Source organism: Mucilaginibacter sp., assembly GCF_039925265.1.
In the GTDB taxonomy this organism is placed as follows: domain Bacteria; phylum Bacteroidota; class Bacteroidia; order Sphingobacteriales; family Sphingobacteriaceae; genus Mucilaginibacter.
Map to the genome: position 1 here is coordinate 267,383 of NZ_JBDSZG010000008.1, position 17,393 is coordinate 284,775.

The 17,393-nt window shown below is 42.1% G+C and carries 11 protein-coding genes and 2 pseudogenes; 1 reads left to right on the forward strand and 12 read right to left on the reverse strand.

The features are described from left to right. Positions 1–463: 463 nt before the first annotated feature. The 11 genes and pseudogenes from ABIX36_RS03180 to ABIX36_RS03230 form a co-directional block, all read right to left on the reverse strand. Positions 464–820: an alpha-L-rhamnosidase C-terminal domain-containing protein gene (locus ABIX36_RS03180; protein ID WP_348080713.1), complete on the reverse strand. Its 357-nt coding sequence runs from the start codon at positions 818–820 to the stop codon at positions 464–466. Next, positions 802–1,128, reverse strand: a pseudogene (locus ABIX36_RS03185) (hypothetical protein). The gene ABIX36_RS03180 and the pseudogene ABIX36_RS03185 overlap by 19 nt, the downstream one beginning before the upstream one ends. Beyond that, the gene (locus ABIX36_RS03190; protein WP_348080714.1) at positions 1,101–3,197 is read right to left on the reverse strand and encodes a family 78 glycoside hydrolase catalytic domain; all 2,097 of its coding nucleotides are present in this window, start codon (positions 3,195–3,197) and stop codon (positions 1,101–1,103) included. The pseudogene ABIX36_RS03185 and the gene ABIX36_RS03190 overlap by 28 nt, the downstream one beginning before the upstream one ends. Next, positions 3,106–3,609, reverse strand: a complete 504-nt coding sequence (locus ABIX36_RS03195) for a hypothetical protein (protein WP_348080715.1) — start codon at positions 3,607–3,609, stop codon at positions 3,106–3,108. Before ABIX36_RS03195 ends, ABIX36_RS03190 begins: the two co-directional genes overlap by 92 nt. A gap of 208 nt (positions 3,610–3,817) precedes the next feature. Continuing rightward, entirely contained in the window at positions 3,818–4,720 is a 903-nt protein-coding gene (locus ABIX36_RS03200) for a glycoside hydrolase family 43 protein (protein ID WP_348080716.1), read from the reverse strand. A 173-nt stretch (positions 4,721–4,893) separates the two neighbouring features. Further along, on the reverse strand, positions 4,894–6,105 hold the full coding sequence (locus ABIX36_RS03205) for a DUF4998 domain-containing protein (protein WP_348080717.1): 1,212 nt from the start codon (positions 6,103–6,105) through the stop codon (positions 4,894–4,896). 40 nt (positions 6,106–6,145) lie between these two features. Beyond that, on the reverse strand, positions 6,146–7,324 hold the full coding sequence (locus ABIX36_RS03210) for a DUF5000 domain-containing lipoprotein (protein ID WP_348080718.1): 1,179 nt from the start codon (positions 7,322–7,324) through the stop codon (positions 6,146–6,148). 16 nt (positions 7,325–7,340) lie between these two features. Further along, positions 7,341–9,236: a RagB/SusD family nutrient uptake outer membrane protein gene (locus ABIX36_RS03215; protein WP_348080719.1), complete on the reverse strand. Its 1,896-nt coding sequence runs from the start codon at positions 9,234–9,236 to the stop codon at positions 7,341–7,343. A 6-nt stretch (positions 9,237–9,242) separates the two neighbouring features. Then, positions 9,243–12,695 carry a TonB-dependent receptor gene (locus tag ABIX36_RS03220; protein WP_348080720.1) on the reverse strand — a complete coding sequence of 1,151 codons (3,453 nt, stop codon included), beginning with the start codon at positions 12,693–12,695 and terminating at the stop codon, positions 9,243–9,245. Positions 12,696–12,880: 185 nt separating this feature from the next. Continuing rightward, positions 12,881–13,888: a FecR domain-containing protein gene (locus ABIX36_RS03225; RefSeq protein ID WP_348080721.1), complete on the reverse strand. Its 1,008-nt coding sequence runs from the start codon at positions 13,886–13,888 to the stop codon at positions 12,881–12,883. 142 nt (positions 13,889–14,030) lie between these two features. Further along, positions 14,031–14,612: an RNA polymerase sigma-70 factor gene (locus ABIX36_RS03230; RefSeq protein WP_348080722.1), complete on the reverse strand. Its 582-nt coding sequence runs from the start codon at positions 14,610–14,612 to the stop codon at positions 14,031–14,033. Between the two features lie 1,621 nt (positions 14,613–16,233). On the opposite strand from ABIX36_RS03230, the gene ABIX36_RS03235 reads away from it, so the two are divergent. Next, positions 16,234–16,944: a recombinase zinc beta ribbon domain-containing protein gene (locus ABIX36_RS03235; protein WP_348080723.1), complete on the forward strand. Its 711-nt coding sequence runs from the start codon at positions 16,234–16,236 to the stop codon at positions 16,942–16,944. A gap of 44 nt (positions 16,945–16,988) precedes the next feature. On the opposite strand, the pseudogene ABIX36_RS03240 reads toward ABIX36_RS03235, so the two are convergent. Further along, positions 16,989–17,381 (reverse strand): annotated as a pseudogene (locus ABIX36_RS03240) (glycoside hydrolase family 92 protein); the annotation flags it as partial. Positions 17,382–17,393: the final 12 nt, after the last annotated feature.

Here is a 17,393-nt window from a genome sequence, read left to right on the forward strand (position 1 = left end):
CCGGTTATAGCGCACCAGGTCCAACGCACATTTATCAATGCGCTTTATATTTAGACAAACCCCTGCTACAGTATGCGTGTATATTAATTGTAAAGCCGGTTGTGCGAAAACCAGATGGCAATTGGTTACGTTACAAAATCAATAAACCAATAGATACAGTAAAAACACATTGTAGCTGCTAAATTAATTTGATTATAGCATCATAGGTTTATAAGAAGTGATGGCAAAACTTTATCAATATGCACAGATATCGGCCATGTCTTAATTTAGTTAACATTATGATCCGGTACTTTTTAAGCTTATAAATACATTGGTTTTTATACTCAAATGTATTTAAATAGCCTGCCAGTGAAATACATATTTTGATAAAACGTTTATACAAAATGACAAAAAATGACGCTTAATACCTGCCGATAAGCACCGATTGCCAAGCAATAACGATTGCATGCGTATTTTCATAATATCAGTAATTAAGAGTAAACAAGTATTTGCCTGATTTTAGCTTGTAAGCAAATTCGCCGGCCGAATTTTCCACCTTGCTTATCCCTTCTGCATCAGCAATTGCCTTTCCTCCCTCAGCTATTTTCCGTTCATCTTTTGCAGGCAGGTAAATGGTTGCCACAGTATTGGGTGGCACGGTAACGGCTATGCTGATATTTGTACCCGACCTTCTCCATTCGCAATTGATATCGCCGCTGATAGACGTATATGCCCCCTTCACCCATTGCAGGTCATTTAACAAAGCAGGTTTTATCACAAACCGTTTAAACCCCGGGCCGGATTCATCCGGGCGGATACCAATTAGATCGTTAAAAACCATTCGTTGATCTGGCCCGACATAAAGTGATTTTGCGAACCAAAATTGCCCACGCCTGCATCCCACTTTTCGGTAAGGCTGGTAGCGCCCACCTTTAACTGCTACCCATAACCCGGCCGGTCTGCTTGGTTATTCATATCATTCACCACGTCCGATCTTCCCTCATCTGCCAGTGCCCTTAATAAAAACCTATAGCCTACTTCGCCTGTAGTAAAACTGTTATTGTGGCTGCGGATATCCTTCACCAGTGAGTTTAATAGTTGTGACCTGTTCTGAGGTTCTACTATGTTAAAAAATAAAGGCATTGCCATGCAGGTTTGTGAGCCGGTTGCATAAACACCTGTTTGTGCATTGTAAAACTTTTATTATAAGCAGCCTTTATTTTTTCTGATGCGGCTTTAAAAGCAAGAGCATCCTCTTTTTTGTTTAATCGCTCTGCAATGCGATACATTATCCAGTTATCGTAATAAAAAACAGCTGTACCTGTAAAAGAAACGGGAGTAAGCTGCGAACCCCAGGGCTCTTTAGGCCCGATATCATACCAATCGCCAAGGCCGGTGGTAATAATATTGTCTTTTGCTTCTGTTGATAAAAAGGCTACGTATGTTTTCATCTTGTCGTAATACCTCTGTAAAAGCAAGATATCCCCCGAAAAAAGGTATTGCTGCCAGGGAACGATAATAAAGGAGCTGCCCCATTCCACAGAATTGCGAAAGCCATTGGTAAGCTCGGGCGAACCGGCAATAAAATACTCGGGTGCAATATTGGGTATCAAGCCATTGCTCAGCTGGGCATCGGCCATGTCATTCATTGTTTTACGAAAAAGCGGTGCCATATCAAAATTATACCGCAACGACGGGCCATTTAAATGGTTCTCTTCCAGCCAGCCCATTTTTTCGCGTTGCGGACAATCGGTCATAAAACTCATCATATTGCTGCGCTGTGCCCAGCGTACTAAGTTGTATGTTTTGTTAAACAGCTCGTTGGAGCTTTCAAAACTACCGACGGCAGTTGACGAGGAATGCACAATAACATCATTTAACCGCTCTATTTTCGGCAGAACGCCATCCGACGATGGGTAAAGCTCTACCTGCAGATACCGGGCACCCTGGTAAAAGAATTTAAGGAACCAGTTTTCGGCACCGTAGCCTGATAAGGTATATTGCCACCAGGCCGGGCGTACCCCATCCTGTGTTGCCGACCGGCGATCGGCCAGGCCATCTTTGCCCAACAACTCCGTCGGTATCATACGCACGTACGAGCCTTTTGGCCCGTTAACTTTAAGTGCGGGCATCATGGATGCATTCTGGCCAAAATCATATATCAAAAGATTGGCCAGTACCTTAGTTATTTTAGCAGATTTTAAAGTATCTATAGCCGTTATAGGTGGCGCAGAGCACGACAGACCCTTTAGTACACCGCCGGGTCCTTTTGTTTCTATCGCTTTACTCCAGGTAGCTGTTGCCTTAAAACCAGGCAGGTTCCATCCTTTAGGTTCTAAATTGGCATTATAATCTTCTCCGCCGTACAAATTGCTATAGGTAACCGGGCCGGGTGTTACCTGCCAGGTTTTGTCGGTATTGATAATCTGAACCGTTTTATCTGCGTACTCCAATCGTAATTGTACGATTGCTTTTGCGGGCCCAAAAGTGTTTATAAACTTTACATACCGTAAAGTATCCGGCTGGATATTGTACATACCATTTCCTAATATAACTCCCAGTGCGTTTAACCCGTTTTTTAAAAGGTCGGTAAGGTCATAGGTATCGTACAATACCGTTTTTTTATAATCCGTCCAGCCGGGGCTGAACAAATTTTTACTTGCTTTTTTACCGTTAACAGTTAATTCAAAAGCAGACAATCCGCTAATGAATGCAACAGCGCTTATTAAACGAGGCTTTACTTTAAAATCTTTACGTAACAGCATGGAGGAATAGTTGGGAAAAGACCTTTCATCCCGAACTCTATCTGTAAGACTGCTTTTCTTAAACCCTTTACTTTCATCGCTATCTGTTGCTTCAACGGGTCTGCCGGATGCGATGTTCTTGCCGTTCGACATCACCATTAGCTGCCTTAATGCATAGCCAAAGCCCTGGCCAATATGGGCCAGCCTGGTTACGGTTAGCCTTATATATCTTGCCTTAACGTTACCTTTGTAAATATGTGCCGGTGCATACCTTGGTGCTTCAAAATCGGCTCCTGTAAAATCTGCAATGTTAGTTGCTTTTTTAAAAGCAGGGTCATCTGCAACAGATACTTTAAACTGCCTTGGGAAGCCGTATCCACCCCTATCGGCATAAAAAAGTGGGTATAATAAAATTTCGGAAATGGGCTGTGTACTCCCCAGGTCTACCTGTACCCGTGTTTTCAGTTGTGGCATCAGCCGATTTATAACCTACCGAAGTCAATGAATATTTATCGGCGCCCCTGGCACTTATCCACTGCGCTTTCCAGTCGGCGGCCTTCAGTATTCCCATCGTAAAGTTGGCTGACCTGCTCAAGGCGGATACCCGGTTATGCTGATCCCAAACACGCACCTTCCACCAATATTTGCGCCCCGATAGTAAACGTTTGCCTGCGTAATTGATGTAAGCCATTTTATCATTGCTCATCTTTTTAGAATCCCACAGGTTGCTGCTGTTTTTAAAATCGGGGGTGCGTGAAACCAGCAACTGGCAGGCCGTTTGCTTAATTCCGCGCAGGTTGTCGTCTGCTTTAATAATGTAGCTGAAACCCGGATTTTCCACATCTATCCCCAAAGGATCGTTACGCAGTTCGCAAGCCAGCTTCACCGGAATTATTTGACTATTGGCTATGGAACAAAACCCACAAAGCAACAGACAGATTAAAAACACTTTTTTAGCTGATAGGACATTTAAATATTGCATAATAGGTTGTACGAGAGGAGGCAAAATTTCATTGATATGAACTGATGTCGGTTCTTTTTACTTTTATAAATATTCTACCGGCAATCTTTTCAGCAGGATAAGTTTATAATGGCTACAGCTTTAATTTTTGTAGCTCGGCCTGTGTTATTTTAATAATTGTACCGTGCCTGATCCCTTTTGGGAGATCGATCTGATCAGAAATGTCCGTCCATTTTTTTAGATCAGTTGAGGTGATGGCACCATATTTATGTTCGGTATATTTATCAAAATAAACGATCCACCTATTGCCAATTCGTAGGGTAGTTGGCCCTTCGGCCCAATATTTACCAGTAATAGGGCCCTGTGGGTTTGAGTAAGACCCGGTTAAATTGTTGGCATAAGCTATTTTAATGTTTTTTTGAACAGGGTGTAACGTTTCGTCTTTAAATACCATTACAAATCTCTTTCCATCGGGCACAATGGTTGCATCAATGCTGCTAAAACCCGGATCGAAGAGCATTTTTGCCGAAGTGTAAATTTTAAAATCCTTAGTGGTGATGTAATATATACGATGGTTATACTTAACTCCGGCGAGGCTATCCGTTACGGGGAACAAGCCATCAACAGAGGTAGCCCAATAGATCATATATAGCTTGGTGGCTGCATCATAGGTAATCTCGGGTGCCCAGCAGTTACGTGCCGCTGGCGTTTGCTCCATAACCGGTAATTGTTGCTGTACCGACCAGTGTTTCAGGTCTGGTGAACTGGCATAGCCAATGCCTTTATCATTCCAGCTATCCGTCCAAACCATGTGGAACAGGCCATCGGCACCGCGGATAATGCAGGGGTCCCGCATCAACTTATCGTTAGATACCATGGGTGTTAAAAACGAATTGTCATTTTTTAAAGCAGACCATTTAAAGCCGTCATCGCTATAAGCCAGGTGCAATCCATCCTCGCCGTTATCTTTAAAATAAGCAAACAAATAAGCCTCTTTTTTTTGCTGAACCTGTGCATGAACAAATGTGGTTAACATTATTAAAAGAATAAAAATACTTTTTTTTGACATCATGGTTAATAAATTAGTTTCGTAATAGTAGGTTTTTATGGTGATAGAACTTCAATGTAAGTAACGGTTTTTATTAATAAAAGGACATACCCATATTCCGGGCATGTCCTTTAGTCGTATATAAATTAGGTTGAGAAATGCTAATTATCCTTATAAAGCCTGAATTGTTTTATCCGCAAGCTGCTTTCGTTTACAAACTGCATGGTACTTACAACCCCTAAGGATACCATCCCCTGTTCTGACATGCTGAAAGACAAGGTTATATCCTTATTATTCATCGAACCATTAGTAAGTTTTACGTTTACTAATGAAGTATTGATATCCGCAACATCCGGTAGGGTACTACCCTTAGCTATACTTAAATATGAATTTTCCAGGTTGTTATTTATGTTAGATATGGTAACTACCAACCTGTACGATCCCGGTAATAAGCTGCCTGTTTGGTAAACCTTGCCATTAATGATCTGTGGCGTTCCCCAAAATTCAAAGGACATGTAATTTTCGGTGCTTGTGTTCAGGTTATCCAGTCCGCCTACGCCACCATGATTCTTCACAGCATCATTGGCTGTCCAGGTAGCCAGATCGCTCCATCGCCCGATAACTTTACCCGGTTTAAAAGGATAGCCCGAGTTTTTAATGTTGATCTCGTTAGGATTCGTCACCGTTTTTAGAGCAGCAACAGCATAAAAAGTATCAATTGCTGCAGAATCTGGCAAAAACATCGTTCTGTAACTTATCGGTACGTTTATATCATAATCAGCCAAGATGGTTGTGGCAACATTTGGGGCAACAATTATTTTATGCGCATTGTGTGCATTATCGCTGTAGGTTAATTCAAGCCCTAAAGATTGTGCATCAGAATTATACCAGGTTATTGCTGTGCTGCCATCAGCATCAAATTGTTTTCCGAAACCTGAGATGGCCCTGTTTAACAACGATTTCTCGAAGTTTTCTCCATAAACTGAACCGGATGTCCTGCTTACAACAGAACGGTTACCATCCTTATCATAATTGAATAATTCGAAATTGTAATTCCCCTCTGCTAAATTACTAATCAATATACTATGCCTCCCGTTGGCAAGCGTAGCGTTATTTAATAACACGTCTGTTGAATCTGTTCGGTTATTCCAAAAGATCCGTGTTTTAACCACCTTGGGGTCTGATGCGTGTAACCAGGATAATTTGATCCGTTTTTTGCCTGAATAGGTTTTTACAGAATCGGCTTTACCTGTATAAAGCACTTCTTTCCCGGCGCTGAATTTTTTATACTCATCCATTTTTGTGCATGCTGCCAATAGGGTGCAGCACGCTGTTAAAATGAACAATAGTTTGTATTTCGTTTCTGATTTCATGTTGTTTGTGTTTGCCGGACAGGTCCGGTTTTTACCTGATCTAATTGTCGCTACCATAAAAAGCCATTTCTGCGATATGCGCCTGCGGGCCGCCAATCCAATTTTCCAATATCACTACCCTTATATACCTTACTTTAGGTGCATCGAGCGGGATATTCCATTCCTCGCCCCTGGCTGCCGCGTCTACATCGGCCTGGCTATTTACGCCCGGTGCCTGCGCGGAAGGTTTTACAGATACGCATGATTTAAGCAGTGTCCAGTTATTAAAACTTCCGTCAAGCGGCGGGTTGGTAGAACCCCATATTTCATAACGTTTAGGATTACCATGATTAAATATGTAGGCGCCGGGCCGTTGCCATAATACAAAACGACTCAATTTTGCTGTAACGCCAAGTTCAAAAGTGATATGCATAGGTGTACCTGCATCTCCCCTGGAGTGCCACATATTTGAATTTGCATTTATCACATTATCCCAAAGGTTAGAAATCACCAACCCACTACCATAATCGCCTATGTCCGTTGGCAGAATCACGGTTCTAAACTTCGATTTATCGAGTTGCTTCTCAAAAAACGGGGTAAGCGTTTTAAACACCGTATCGGTGCGGTTATTCCAACGATCTCTTACGTATACGCCAAACACGGTGGATTTAGAAGAAAACCCGCGGGAAGTAAAAGAACCTTGTTTAGATTTAGTGTAGATGGTTTCATTATTCACAAAATATCCTAAAGAATCCTTATAGGAAACTACGATAGCTATATCAGCCTCATTAGGGTTTGAATAGCTCACATTAACGCCACCAAAGTCTTCCGCCAGCACCAGGCTCGATTTTATGCCGAACACAGGGGGAGCTAATGCCTTAACATCCAGTACAACCGGTGCCGATTTGTTTTCGCTCCTGTCTACCGCATACACCGACATTTTATGCACTGCCGAATCGGCAAAGCCTTGTATAACCAAAGAATCGGTATAATACGATGCCTTTGCTTGTATTACCTTCCCGTATTTATCGGTATACTCGGCTAATACGTAAAGCAAATCCTGATCGGACGGCAAAGTATATGTAAGCTTTACTGTACCCGGCCTGCTTAGGGTTTTGATGTTAGACACCGTACCCGGGGCAGACTTATCTGTTTCAACAGGTTTAAGCTGATCTGGTTTACAACTGCACAACACGGCTGTGACCAGGCTTATAAAAAATAGTGTTTTAAATATTTTCATGATCTTTATTTATAGGTTACCAACCAATGTTTTGAACAAGATTTCTGTTTACTACAATATCACCCTCGCTAATAGGCCAGAAGTTATCTCGCGGAGACACAAATTTTTGATTGAAAAGGAGTTTTCTTCTGTAGTAAGTTGCAGCATCCGCCTGTTCGATATCCCAGCCATACACCCCGGAGTTTAACACCTGCGCTCCTTTTTTCCACCTGCGGATATCCCAGAAATTATGCCCTTCAAAAGCCAGTTCAATTGATCTTTCCTGTTGAATTATATCTCTGAAACCATCCTGTGTAGTAAACTTGGCGGGGTTAATAGCGTAAGTACCCCACGATTCCTGCACCGTAGGAAGCCCTGCACGGCTTCTAACCAAATTTATATAGTTATATGTCTCTGCAGACGGGCCATTTTGTTCGTTAAGTGCTTCGGCATACAACAGGTAAAGATCTGCAAGCCTCATCATTGGCCACGCGTACACCTCCTGGGTAAAACCAAACCCTGGCAGAATTACAAAATTCCAGTTTACCAGCTTTTTAGTGAAATACCCCGTTGTAGAATAGCCGTTTGCGCCCTTTCTGGATTGCGTTTGCCCAAGTTTGGCTTGTATTTTCCAGGTTCCGTTTTGCATATACCATACAGAGCCATCAAATGCCATATCCGCGTAAAAACGGGGTTCGCGATTAAAATGAAGCCCAACCGTGGTGTAACCGTTCTGTATATAATCCTGGTCGGATGCGTTTGCGGTACGGAGGTTGTTTCTATTAGCAAAATCCCAGGTTTTGTCTTCCGAGATAGGAACACCTTTATCAGTGTAAAATGTTTCCGCCATGGCAATTGTTGGGGAAAGCTCTCCTTTTATAGCATCATTTTCCAATTTAGCAGGATCGAGTCTTGGCACAGCCCATCCCTGTATAAATGAAGCCCCACCATTGGAAAAACCCCAGATCAGTTCACTGCTCCATTTCTCGGCCATACTGTTGCGAATGGTCATTTCCTGTCTCAAACGCGGCGAAATACTGACAAGCCCGTTAAACTGGTAAAGCGCAATCCCTACGGCCTCGCAACTTTGTATTGCCTCTTTACAAGCTTTTGCAGCACGATCCCATTTTGCAGGATCTTTTGTAGTGTTGAAAAGCGCTGTACCATCATGATTTTTTAACTGCGCGTAGTCGGTATTTCCGTTAAACAGCGGACTGGCCGCAGTTACCAGGACCCGTGCTTTGATGCTAAGCGCAACCGGCTTTGTTATGCGGCCCAATTCTGATGAGCGGTTTTGGATGGTAAGCGGCAGATTAACCGCTGCGGAATCCAGCGTTTTTACAATAAAATCAACAACTTTATCAACTGGCTCACGCGTTACCCTAACCTCTTCCGTTGAAGCGGAAATTGGCAAATTTTTATCAACAATTGGAATGGGACCGTACATCCTGAGCAAATAAAAATGATAATACGCTTTTAGGAACATTGCTTCTCCAGTCCACCTGTCGCGCAGTGAAGGATCAAGATCCGGCACCTTCCTAACGTTATCTAAAAAGATGTTACAATCTCTAATCGCCTTCCACAATGGCTTTCCATTATTGGTGCCATTCCAAAAATTCAAGTAAGGGTTACTAACGTTTTGGTTGCCCCTGGCAATTTGCTGAGGAATTGAAGGCAGGGGATTACCGCCCACAATTGGCCAGTATGTCCAAAACTCATCTCCTGCCAAAAATGCCGGGTTACTGTTAATATCACTCTCCTGCGGGAGGTAGGAGTAACAGGTAAACAAATATTTTTCGGCCTCATTACGGCTGGTAAATGAATTATCAATTGTTGCCACATTATCCGGCACCACATCCAAAAAATCTTTCTTACAGCCTATGGTAAGGACACATAAAAACAGGACATAATATTTTTGTATATTTCTCATCATCGTAAATTAAAATCCTAATTGAATACCTACGTTAAACACTTTTTGAATAGGATAGCCCAATCCGTTACCCCCCATTTCAATATCCCATAGCTTGAAGCCGCTTACGGTAAGCAAATTTGTTCCGCTTATATAAAACCTTGCCCTATCCAGGTGCAGGCGGCTGATCGTCCTTTTGGGCAGAGCGTAACCAAGCTCAACCGACTTTAATCTTAAAAAAGCTCCGCTGCGCATAAACCAACTGCTGGTTTGCATGTTGTTGGCGCTGGCTACGCTGTTTAACCTTGGCCACAACGCATAGGAGTCCCGGTTGTCTTCAGACCAATGATTTTCTGCATACGCCTGTAACAATGCATTTTGATTTACAAACGGGGCGGTAGCGCCTGCATCTATCCAGAAGGAAGAACGTGCCGAGCCCTGGAAGAAACTGGAGAAGTCGAAATTTTTGTATCCGGCAGAAAAGCCGAAGCCGTATATAATTTCAGGCACCTCGGGGTAACCGAGGGGAACCTGGTCCAGGTCCGTAATCTGCCCATCTCCATTCACGTCGCGATATTTGATATCGCCTGCCATATATTCGCCATAGGTCTGTTTCGGCGAATTTGCCACCTCCGCTTCGTCTACAAAAAGCCGTTCGGCAATCAGGCCAAATCGTTGGTTGAGCGATTGGCCAACATGGGTTTTATAATATTCGGCATATTGTGGTTCTTCATAGGCTGTAAATTCGCTGTGCGCATAAGTGAAATTTCCGTGTAATTGAAGCCATAGCGAGTTGCTAAAGTTTTTATTATAATCGGCAGAGATATCTATGCCGTGCGCTTTTGCTTTACCAACGTTTGCCCTAATGCCGGCAGATAAGCCCATGGTTGCCGGGATAGAAGCCCTATCCATTAAAATATTATCTCTTTTTTCGGTAAAGTAATCAGCCTGTACTTCCAGGTCTCCAAAAAGCCCAAGCTCAAAACCTACGTTTAACTTACGTGCTGTTTCCCAGGTAATATCGCGGTTATCATAACGGTTAACCGTTACGCCCGGCCTGTAGTAATTAGCATTTTCGCCAAAAACAAAGCCCTTATTAGGATCGTTAATATTTACTTCCGAAAGGTAGAAGAAGCGATCGTCGGCGCTGCCTATTGCATCGTTTCCAACAAGGCCGTAAGTGCCTTTCAGCTTAAATTTGGTAACTGTGTTTTTAATGGGCTCCCAAAACTTTTCATTGGATATAAGCCACCCCAAACCGGCGGCCGGGAAAAATCCATATCGCTGCGTCCGGTAAAAACGCTCCGAGCCGTTATACCCGAAATTCGCTTCGGCCAGGAACCTGTTATCGAAAGCATAGGTTAGCCTTCCGGATACCCCCTGGTTACGATAAGGTAACGATTTTTGCAGCGTTCCCTGGTTGGCGAAGATCTGATTCCTTCGTTGGTACACCACTAAGGCCGTAATATCATTTTTTTTGGCGAGCGTAACATGGTAGTTTACGGCAGCTTCTACATAGGTTGATGAATTGATATCCTTAGCGCCCTCATTATAATTCAAATACTCTGTGGCAGTAGTTTCATTGAGGGCACTTATCGAATAACTATCGTTTTGCCTGTTATATCCTGATGCGCTATAGAAAAAAGGGTTGTAGTTACGCACAATATCGAAATACGAATACCGCTGCGTATTAAACATGCCGCGGGCAGAAAGGCCAGGTACCAGGAAGGCCAGATCTTGCTTGAGCTCGAACTGAGCATTCAGCGTAGACCTTGAATAATCCTTGTAGCCCTTAATCATATCTGCGTAAGGGTTGATCAGGAAACTGCCGGTAGAATTATCATTACCAAATAAAATATGATTGGTATTAGGTTTCAGGTCGGCAGGATAAAATGCCGGGAATAATACCGGGTTAGATCGCATAATTTTCGAATACACACCGCTTCCGCCGTCAATAGGGCCCGTGTAATCATCAAAACTGCCTGATAATCTTACGATAACTTCTGTTGTTTTGGTCATATTGATGTTGATATTCGAGCGAAGCTGGTAAGATTTAAGATTAACATTGCTGTTAAAATTATTCCGTTTATCAACATTTAAGATCCCGTTATCCTGATTTATACTTCCCGCTATGTAATATCTCGCTACCGTACCTCCTCCATTTGCATTGAAGTTGAGGCGTTGGTTATTTGTATTTCTCTTTATCAATTGATCTAACCAGTTATTGGCCGGGTATACGTATGGGTTAAGCCCGGCAACGGTGTTGTCTATCTTGTTTTGCGAATACGGCAGTATCCCTAAAGGATTTCTGGTTAATACGGCTTCATTACCTAAGGTCATGTAAGTAATAGGGTCTGCCAGTTGTATCTGCCGGGTATTTGACGAGTTTGAATTTTCAAACCGGACGGATATTTTAGCAGGACCCTCCTTTCCAGATTTGGTAGTGATCAAAATTACCCCGTTTGCTCCCCGTGCGCCATATAATGAAGTTGCGGGTGCATCCTTCATGATAGAAAAACTGGCAATATCATCCGGTTGAAGCCTGGCCAGATCAGTAGGCGTTACCTCAATTCCGTCAATCATCAGCAATGGGTCTTTTTTGTAGCCAAAAGTGGTTACCCCACGAATAAAAAAAGCAGCATTGTCCTGGCCCGGCTCGCCACTGCGCTGATAGGCTATTACACCTGCAAGCCTGCCCGCCAAAGCGGTTGTAAGGTTGCTGGAGGGTACTTTCAGATCTTTAGGGCTTATTGTGGTTATCGAACTCACCATGCTCGATTTTTTCTGGGTTCCGAATGCCACCACAGCAACCTCATTTAATTTATTATCCATTGGTACAAGGTCTATGTTGATAACACCTTCCCCGTTTATCTGGATCTCCCTCGGCTCATAGCCTACCATGCTAAAAACCAGTACCCCGTTAGCCGGTACTTTAATGGTGTATTTGCCCGTAACCGATGTTTGAACACCCCGTCGGGGGTCGCTTTTGAGGCTTACGTTAACACCCGGCAATACGCTGATCTGATCTTTTACCACACCTGTTACAGTTATATCCTCTGAAGCGGTCTTCGGGGATGGGGCGCGGTCTTTTTTTGGTGAAATAACGATGTACTTGTCGTCAACCGAATAACTAAGGTTGGTTTTTGCAAGTAGCATATCAATTAATGATGCAACCGTACGGGACCCGCCGGGTACATTTATATTGGTGTACTGACTTATTTCTGCCGCTTTATATGCAAAGCGGAACGGCGACTGACTTTCTATTTTTTTCAGCGCGGCTTCCAGGCTTCCGCTTGCAGGGCCTATCTCCACTTTTACCTCTTTAATATCCTGAGCTTTTAGCGGGCTGGTTATTAAAAGATTAGTGCATGCAAAAATAAATAAGGCGATAAAACAGGTACGGATATTAAGTAGTGATTTAGGTTTTATCGGTATGAAGTTCCCTGGTTCTGTATTTGAGCTTTTATAAGTAAAAAAATCCATAAATTTGCGTTAATTTTAAGTAATAAAGTGTTTAGAATTTATGTGATCAAACGGCAACTAACTGCTGATCATCATTTAAAAGCTATCATGATGGCGATCATGATGGCTTTTTTTATTCAACTCATACCGGTGGTGGTGTAAATGGTATCATAATTTTTCTTTAATTCTTTATCGGTTATTTAGCATCACTCACACCCATTTCCTGATATTATTACCTGCTGTTTATTTATCTGGTATTGGAAATTGTTTAGCTTACTTAATACTTTCAAAACCTGGTTTAACCGCACGTTTGCAGGGAAAGAGGCCACAAAACGACACTTTTTCAACTTTGGGTTGGCCAGATTAATGTTGACATTAAACCGCCTGGAAATAATGACGGATGCCTCTTCCAAGCTGGTGTTGTTTAACAACAATTCGTCCTTCGTCCATGAAACATAATTTTCGGCATCTACTACATGTTCAACTGTAGTTTTACTGTTGGTATGATATTCCAGCTGTTGATTTGGTTTGAGTAACCCCAATTGCTTCTGCTTTGTATGCACACTTACCAGCCCCCGTAAAACCGTTATTTCGATTGTTTCTTTTCGGTAAGATGATATATCAAAAGCTGTCCCCAGCACTTGGGTACATACATAGCCGGTATAAACTTTAAAAGGTCTATTTACATCATGAACAACATCAAAAAAGGCTTCGCCCACCAGTTGAATATCCCTGCTTTTACCATCAAATTTTGTTGGGAAACGAATATTGCTTTCGGCATTAAGCCAAACTTTAGAGCCATCGGGAAGGCGGATATACAAGTGCTTGCCTGCCGGCGTTTTATACTCTGTATAAGCAATTAAATCGGCTTTATTAAAAAATGCAAACTTGCCTGCAATGGCCAGCATACAAACCAGTAATACAGATGCAGCTACTTTAGCCCAATAAAAACTCCGTTTGCCTAAAACGTTATCGTTCTTCGATGCTGTTTGAATTCGCTGATCGTCGATGATCTTTTTATAAAGCTCACCGGCATGTAATCTGGTAAATCTCACATCGCCAGCGGGGAATTCCCATAGGCTATCCATAAATTTTTCAATTATAGGCCCAGCTTCCGGATCAAGAAACACCTGCTGTATTTGCAGGTACTCCTCGTCAGAACAGTTATTGTCTGCAAACCTTTTTAAAAGGCCGGTTACATAGCGTTCGTCCACTAATGCGTTTATTAATTGGTAAAAAATAGTAAAGTTTAATTCGCCAGAAAGCAAATAATTGGTTATTATAATGGTAATACACGCCAAAAACGGTTAGCCACTAATGCTTTATAAAATTTACTTATTATTACCAGTAAGTGCCCTAACAGAAATAGATGAGCAGTAGGAAAAATATATCAGATCTTTTAAATTGGAGGCGCAGGCTTTTTAACGCGGCACCTATGTGGTTCTGAATGGTGTTTTCAGAGAGTTTCATCCGTTCGGCAATTTCTTTGTGCGATAGCCCCTGGTAGCGGCTTAACCGGAATACTTCCTGCTGTTTGTTAGGCAGCTTTGTTACCATGGTTTCTGCTACGCAAGAAAGATCATTAAAAATAACGCCGTCTTCCGTTTCGTTGTGGCAAAACAATGCAGATTGTATCACCTTATTAAAAGCAACTTGAGAGGTTGCCTGTTTACGAAGTATATTAAGCGAAAGCCTTCGCGTTATCATATATAAGTAAGACCCTAACGGATATTTTTCATCAAGGCGATCTTTGTTCAACCATAACGAGATCATTGTTTCCTGGATAACTTCTTCGCATAATTCATCGCTTTTAAGAAAACGGTAGGCAAAGTGGTACAAACGGGAATTGTAGGTATTATAAACTTTTCGGAAAGCACTTTCGCTTCCATTACGCAAGGCAATAATCACAGACGCATCAACTTCTTTAACTATTTTCATATCCCCGTCAAAATTTATTGTACTTTCTTACTGAAACAGATGGTGTTGCCCATTTGCCGCCCGGAGGATAAACTCCCGGGTTCAGATACACAGCGCACATGATCAGGAAAAAATCCATATGTAAAGGAAATCTGTAAGAATGTTTAGCTGTCATGTTCGTAATGATTAAAAGGGGAGATTACTCAACAGAGAATGATCGGTTATTACCCGGCCCGGGCTGCTAATGATAAACAAGGAGTACAGCTCTAAAGCTATACTCCAACCAACTATTGACCATTATTAACCAATTATCAGTTACCGGACAACCTTTTACAACACTGGCTTTTAGCCGGTGTAAAGGAGCCTGTTATATCAGCTTTTAGTTACTTTCTGTAACCAAAACCACATTTCTTGAAAGGATTGGGAATCGCTTGCTGATCGGCTATTTAACACAGATGTGTTGTTAACGACAATCTCGCTTCTCACACATCCAGCGTATCGCGCAACTAAAACAACACTTGTACTGCTCACTACACTAAGTTGAAAGTAAATCGGCAGCAACACCCGGCAGATACTTTGCGGTCATAGCTATGCCAACTAAGGTTTGTCGGTAACCTCACAGATATTAAAAAGTGTTTAATTATTTGCAGCAAAAGCTGTATTGAATCCGCTACCTGCATGAGAATTAAATCAGCATCAAAAAACAGAAAAGCGATGCCCGTCTCCTTAAAAAGGAGGATAGATTTGTAAAAAAGTCATAGTTTTGAGTTAGTTAATTAATTGATTGACTAAATGATTGCATTATCTATTCCACCAGGCAATAAAATCATTTAACTAAGCGGGGTATTTCTAAAATATCCTGCTTATGTTTTTTCTTTTTTTAGTATCTAACGACAAACAACGTAGCGCAATAAACTATTATTGATTATTCGCGTAGCTAAATACGGCTAATAGGTTAAAAAATAAATTTATTCTAATTGGTTTATAAGACGATTGTGAGAAAGAAGCTCTAAAATCATCTTCATCAAATTTATAGCAGAATATATCTTGAAGGGTATATAAAATGACATTTCGCTTATCTAATTTGATATAAAAAAAATAAGGATAAAAATATTCCCGTACGAGCTCTTGCCTTCGGCTTAAACAAAATATTTCGTATCATTTTTTTCGGTAGTACAATGTAATATGCTGACCATAACTTTTCCTTTTTAGAGACCTATCATAGACCTAAAAAGAATGAATTCGGTTTAGGTATTTGAAATCAAACCATTCGCGTCGATCCGGGTTATTTCTGACCTGATCGAAAGTTTGGTAGTTATAAAGTTCTTCTGACCTGCCGATATAACAGTTGTTGCCTTTCCGACGGGCAACACTAAGCGATTCCCCGATCTCGCCCTGTAGACAAGGACTTTTATCCCATGCCGTAGGCACATTTAAAGAATTCGATCTCCGGGCTATCTAACTGGTAACCCTGGGACTTGCCATACCAGAATATAGCCTGCAACGAGTCAAAATAAACAACGGTTAAAGCCAGTTGCTGCCCCAGCTTACCTTTAGGTTTTTACTGAATGTATTAAGCGGATTAGGATAGCAAAAAAGTGAAGTCTACCGGCCAGGTAGCAGTCAAGCTAAGGAAAAAGGATTGCCGTGTAGTAAAAACAACTTTTGGCATGCTTTACGTAACCCCGTGTATATAGGTAAGATCGTTATCCCTAAATTAAAGGATGAAGAAAGCTATACTGTGGAAGGATTGCATGATCCGCTTATCCGGCCAAGTGTCTTTTACGACGTTCAGGACGTATTAGAAGGGCGTAAAAGAAAATTGGGTACAAAGATCGTAACTCAGGATATGCTAGCCTTAAACGGTTTTGTTATTTGCCCTAAATGCGGAAAGGTGTTAACAGGCAGCGCATCGAAAGGGCGTACCGCCCATTATCATTATTACCATTGCAACGCCACCTGCGGTTACAGGACACGCGCAGAAGAGGCCAACACCATCTTTGAAGAGCATTTAAAAGACTTTGTTTTAAATGCGGATGCCGCAATGCTCTTTAAATCGGTTATAATGGACGTGTTCAAAGATCAGCACTCAGTGACCAGCGGCAGCCGGAAACAGTACATAGACCGTATAACTGTACTTAACAACAAGGTTAATAAAGCCAGGGAATTGTTACTGAATGATGATATTGAAGCTGCCGATTTTCGTGCGGTAAAAATGGAGGCAGAACGGGAAATTACGGTGCTTGAAAGCAAGGTCAGCGATCTGCGAAGTAGCGGGATGAGTGCATCCGAGGTAGAGAAAACGCTGGATGCTGCCTTGTTAAAGCTTACAGCTATCGATGTAATCTCATAATCATCCAAATAAACCTGGTAAAAGCCGGGGGCGGAACTTTCCTTTTTGTGCGTAAAATGAGAGCCGAACTTGTAGTGTGTACCAGATACCGGCAGGATAGGAATATTGCATAAGTTCCAATGGCCTTTATTGGTGTGCGTAAACCCGAATATCACCGAATCTTCGTACTGGTAACCCGCGCCCGATCCATATGCTGTAACCGGGCTCAACTGCACCATTGCATTAGGCAAAGAACTGCCAGGAAAGGTTAACCCGGCCCATGACCGCCATCCCTTAGGCAGTTCGTAGCCGAGTATTTTGGGGTCGTTTAGCGGCGCGGTGCCAATAAAAGTATTTACATACTTTGTGTAAGCCGTTTTTGTTTGGCCCTTTACTGCTGCCGACGCGAGTATAATTAACACCACGAAACCTAAACATTTTTTAACCAGGCTATTCATACTTATGGAACA